5 protein-coding genes and 1 pseudogene are annotated in these 4,874 nt (G+C 64.1%); 4 read left to right on the top strand and 2 right to left on the bottom strand.

The window, feature by feature from the left end; translation table 11 throughout:
* A partial coding sequence (locus EOA32_RS33025; RefSeq protein WP_128373959.1) for a PAS domain-containing protein occupies window positions 1–523 on the bottom strand: 523 nt, incomplete at its 3' end.
* Window positions 524–731: 208 nt separating this feature from the next.
* Here EOA32_RS33025 and EOA32_RS33020 point away from each other — a divergent pair.
* The gene (locus EOA32_RS33020; RefSeq protein WP_128373958.1) at window positions 732–1,442 is read left to right on the top strand and encodes a flagellar biosynthetic protein FliO; all 711 of its coding nucleotides are present in this window, start codon (window positions 732–734) and stop codon (window positions 1,440–1,442) included.
* 83 nt (window positions 1,443–1,525) lie between these two features.
* On the opposite strand, the gene dksA is transcribed toward EOA32_RS33020, so the two are convergent.
* The gene (dksA, locus tag EOA32_RS33015) at window positions 1,526–1,942 is read right to left on the bottom strand and encodes an RNA polymerase-binding protein DksA (protein WP_040972254.1); all 417 of its coding nucleotides are present in this window, start codon (window positions 1,940–1,942) and stop codon (window positions 1,526–1,528) included.
* A gap of 255 nt (window positions 1,943–2,197) precedes the next feature.
* On the opposite strand from dksA, the gene EOA32_RS33010 reads away from it, so the two are divergent.
* From EOA32_RS33010 to EOA32_RS33000, 3 genes and pseudogenes are all read left to right on the top strand, one after another.
* Window positions 2,198–2,701 (top strand): histidine phosphatase family protein, encoded by a 504-nt coding sequence (locus EOA32_RS33010; protein ID WP_066992417.1) that lies wholly within the window; start codon window positions 2,198–2,200, stop codon window positions 2,699–2,701.
* A 63-nt stretch (window positions 2,702–2,764) separates the two neighbouring features.
* Window positions 2,765–4,234, top strand: coding sequence for a YcjX family protein (locus EOA32_RS33005; RefSeq protein ID WP_128373957.1), 1,470 nt, complete (start codon window positions 2,765–2,767; stop codon window positions 4,232–4,234).
* A pseudogene (locus EOA32_RS33000) lies at window positions 4,231–4,874 on the top strand (TIGR01620 family protein); the annotation flags it as partial. The gene EOA32_RS33005 and the pseudogene EOA32_RS33000, both read left to right, overlap by 4 nt.

Raw genomic sequence — 4,874 nt, 5'->3', positions numbered from 1 at the left:
CGCCCGGCTCGGCCCCAGGCTTGATCGATTGCGCCAGGCGGAATTCACCGTCGCCGGCCTGGCCGTCGCGCAGGCCGGACGCCAGCCGGTAGATGGTCATTGAAGCCTCGGGGACGTCCGAAAGCAGCCCCTCGACCGTCTTGAGGTCGGCCGCCGAAGCGGCACCCGTCATCTCGGCATAGGCCCGGTTGGCGTAGATTACGCGACCCTTGGTGTCGGTGACCAGGAGGCCTTGCGACATTGAATCGACGAACGCTTTGGACAGCTCGTCTCCGGTTGAACGCGGCGCGATCTGCACGAAGCCGATCGCCGTCGCGAACAGAAAGCCGACGCCGATCATGGCGAGCACGCCAAGCATGCCGAGCAGGAACGGATCGCCGAGGCGCTCGCGGAACAACCCGAAGACGACCGCCGCGCCGGTCAAAACGACGATGAAGATGATGAGCCTGGCGACGGCGCCCGGACGCGTGTTTTGGTCGACGATCGGTACCGGATAGAAATCGCCGCGCGTTTCCTTGGCCATGTGCCCCCTGCTCGTGATTCCGATGCCCCGACACCCGCGAACGGCCGGTTGAATCACATTCTCCTGTAGCGGAAAAGGCCCGGACGGCAAATGTCCGATAAAATCAACGATTCATGTTTCAAACTGTTCACGATGGGTGATGTCGCCTTGCGGAGGCTAGTCCCTAAGGTCTAGTGTCGCGTCACTTCAAAGGCGATTGGGTGCACCGATGCTGCAGTGGCTGGATAGCGTAGCGGGGCCGGGTTACGTCGCTGCAATTCTATGGACGTTCGCGGCCCTTGTTCTGCTGGTCGTGGTCCTGCTCGTCATCAAGGTAGTCCGCAACCTGACTTTCGGCACCTTCGTTGCCGGAGGCCGAAATCGCAAGACACGGCTCGCCGTCATGGACGCCACCGCTGTCGACAGCCACCGCCGGCTGGTGCTGGTGCGGCGCGACGATATCGAACACCTCATCCTGATCGGCGGCCCGACTGATGTCGTGGTCGAGCGCGACATAAGGCTGGCAGCACCTCGCCGCCCGGCGCTGACCGGAGACAGCAGCCAGCAGCAGACCGCCGCGCCGCGCCCGCGGGCGCCTCAGCCCGCACCCGCCCCGGCCCGGCAGCCGACCGCACCGGCGCCGGCTCCCGTGAGCGAGCCCGTGTCGCGCCCGCGCGCGGCGCCCCCTCCGGCAAAGCCGCTGGTCCCGCCTCCCCCGGCCGCGAAAGTCATGCCGCTCCCTGCGTATGGGACGAATGGCACCAGCCGGCAGGCCCCGCCGCAGCCCTCCAACGACTCGATCGACGACACACTGATGCACGAGCTCGAGGCATCGTTGGAGGAGTCCCATTCCAAACCGGCAAGCAAGCCGGTCGCGAAGCCCTCGCTCGATGACGAGATGACCAAGCTTCTCGGCGAGCTGGCCAGCCACAAACGCTGACTCGGAAGGATTGGCCGCTCAAGAAAAGAAAATGGCCGGAAGATCCGGCCATTTTCGCAAAACCTGCGTCTGTCCAACTCGCGTCAGTCGTCGCGGTAGACCTTCTCGCGGCGCTCGTGGCGCTCCTGCGCCTCGATCGACAGCGTTGCGATCGGGCGGGCGTCGAGCCGCTTCAGCGCGATCGGCTCGCCGGTTTCCTCGCAATAGCCATAGGTGCCTTCGTCGATGCGCTGCAGAGCGGAGTCGATTTTCGAGATGAGCTTGCGCTGGCGATCGCGGGCGCGCAGTTCGATGGCTCGGTCGGTTTCGGAAGAGGCGCGGTCGGCTAGGTCGGGATGATTGGCGTTTTCTTGCTGGAGGATTTCGAGTGTTTCACGCGCTTCGCGAAGGATGTCATTCTTCCATGTGATAAGCTTCTGGCGGAAGTATGATTTCTGCCGTTCGTTCATGAACGGCTCGTCTTCGGAGGGTACGTAATCGGCGGTAACGATGTCGTTCATTCGACTCACCCAACAACCCCAAATTTGGCGCCTATATATTCGCGGACAAGGGGCTGCACAAGCGGAAACAATAACAGTTTCACGCATTTGTTAGTCTTCGCAGCAGCAGGCATTCGCGGCGGCCATTTCTCAACGGTCGAGATCGAAATCATCAGCGATTCGGCGCGGTTGCGCGTCCTATGCCATTGTGCACGACACCGTTCTGGTGACTAATCGCCAAAACGCTCAGCGTATTCAACATAAAGGGGGAGCCGGTTGAGCAGACTTTATCTGTTGAGGCATGCCAAAGCCGGATGGGCGCTGCCCGGCGTTCGTGACTTCGATCGTCCGCTCGACGAATCGGGCATGGCCGACGCTGAGGCGATGGGTGACGCCATGCGGGCCCGCGACTACGTGCCGGATGTCACTCTCTGCTCCAACGCCAAGCGAGCACGGCAGACCCTGGAAGGCCTTGCGGGCCGCACCGACACCGGCCGGGTGCTGTTCTTCGACACACTCTACAGCGAAGATGCCGCCGGTTACCTCGAAATCATTCGTAAGAACAGCGGGGCCGGCTCATTGCTGGTGATCGGCCACAATCCGATGACCGAGGACCTAGCCATGGCGGTGTCGGGCGACGGCGATGAGACCGCGCGAGGCATGCTCAACCACGGCTTTCCCACTTCCGGACTCGCCGTCGTGCGTTTTCCCGGCAATCTCGGTGAAGCAGGCCAAGGCCGTGGTTATCTCGAGGCCTTTCTCAGTCCCGCCGATCTCTGACACCATTTCAAACGCCTTGCCCAAGGCCTATATCGGGCCCTGACGGGCGACCCAGAGGCAGATTTGGCATCATCGCTGACCACTTTCACCGACGAGGCGAGGATTGCGCTCGACACGTTGTCGGGCCGGGCCGCCGGGCTCTTCTCCCCATCCCTGCGACTGGGCGTCACCGGCCTCTCCCGCGCCGGCAAGACGGTGTTCATTTCCGCTCTCGTCCATAACCTTATCCATGGCGGGCGGCTGCCGCTGTTCGAAGCGCAAAAATCGGGCCGCATCGCCCGCGCCTTGCTCGAGGAGCAGCCGGACGACGCCGTCCCGCGCTTCCAGTACGAGGACCATGTCGCGGCCCTGGTCGACGACCGTGTCTGGCCGGATTCGACGCGCGCCATTTCAGAACTGAGGCTGACCATCGAATACGAGTCGGCCTCCGGCTGGAACCGGCTGTTTTCGGCCGGAAAGCTGTCGATCGACATCGTCGATTATCCCGGCGAATGGCTGCTTGACCTGCCGCTGCTCGGTAAATCTTTCGCCGATTTTTCGCGCGAGGCGGTGGAGTTGGCCGCCCTGCCGGTCCGCTCCGACCTGTCACAGGCGTGGCAGGAGCTAGCCTCCTCGCTCGATCCGGACGCCGACGCGGACGAGATGACGGCGCGCCGTCTCGCCGAAAGCTTCGCCGCCTATCTCAAGGCTTGCAAGCTCGACGAACGTGCGCTGTCGACGCTGCCGCCGGGTCGTTTCCTGATGCCGGGCGATCTCGAAGGCTCGCCGGCGCTGACCTTCGCGCCGCTGATGAAATTGTCCGAACGGCGCCGCCCCGGATCGCTGCAGGCGATGATGGAGCGCCGCTACGAGGCCTACAAGACGCATGTCGTAAAACCGTTCTTTCGCGAGCATATTGCCCGTCTCGACCGCCAGATCGTGCTGATAGACGCCATGCAGGCGCTCAACGCCGGCCCGGCCGCCATGGCCGACCTCGAACGGGCCGTCACCGAAATCCTCTCCTGCTTCCGGCCCGGGCGCGGCAATTTCGTCACCGACCTGTTTTCGAGGCGCATCGACCGCATACTGGTGGCGGCGACCAAAGCCGACCAGTTGCACCACGAAAGCCATGACCGGCTGCAGGCGATCGTGCGCCGCCTGGCCGACCGGGCGGTGGCGCGGGCCAATTTCAGCGGCGCCGATGTCGATGTGGTCGCCATGGCGGCGGTGCGCTCGACCCGCGAGGGCACCGTGAAGCAAGGCCGCGAGACATTGCCGGTGATCATCGGCACGCCCTTGAAAGGCGAGAGGATCAACGGCGAGACATTCGACGGCAAAGCCGAAACAGCCATATTTCCCGGTGACTTGCCGGAAAAGGTCGATCCCGTGTTCGACGCTTCCGGGCAGCAGGCGGAAAACAATGAACCGGCGATCCGTTTCGTGCGCTTTCGTCCGCCGAAGCTCGAGCGGACGGCCGAAGGCGTCACGCTGTCTTTGCCGCATATTCGCCTCGACCGCGCGCTTCAGTTCCTGATCGGAGATCGTCTGGCATGAATCCGCCCCGCAAACCGGCGGCCTTCCGCATCGAGCCCGAGCCCGCGCCAAGGCACGAGGCGCCGCAGAAGCGTGGCGCCGAACAGCCCGTGCGCAGGCCGCGCGCCGCAAGGGCCGATGTCGCCGTTGTCATTCCCTCGGAGATCGACGTTTTCAACCAGCCGGATATCGAGCAGGCCGCGCCGCCACCGGCGACCGCTCCAAGGAAGCGCTCGCTCCTGGGACCGCTGTTTTTTGGCGCCTTCGGCGTGCTTGTCTCGCTCGCGGTCGGCTTGTGGACGGATCAGCTCATCCGCGATCTTTTCGCGCGCGCCGAATGGCTCGGCTGGTTGGCGGCCGGCATGGCGGCCATCGCGCTTTTGTCGCTGCTTATCGTCCTGATCCGCGAGTTCCTCGCCATCGCACGCCTCGCTGAGGTCGAGAAACTACAGCGACGGGCCGTGGATGCGGTTGCGCGCGACGACCCCAAGGCCGCGCGCGCTTTGGTCGACGAGCTTTCCGCCTTTGTCGCAGCTAAACCGGAGACCGCGGCCAGCCGCCGCTCGCTCGCCGAATTGCGCGGCGAGATCATCGATGGCGCCAATCTGGTGCGGCTCGCCGAAACCGAGATCCTGTCGCCGCTCGATGCCCGCGCCAAGAT

This window comes from Mesorhizobium sp. M1A.F.Ca.ET.072.01.1.1 (assembly GCF_004023325.1).
Classification (GTDB): Bacteria; Pseudomonadota; Alphaproteobacteria; order Rhizobiales; family Rhizobiaceae; genus Mesorhizobium.
Note: the sequence above shows the minus strand (reverse complement) of the source record. Positions and strands in the feature narration are given on the sequence as shown.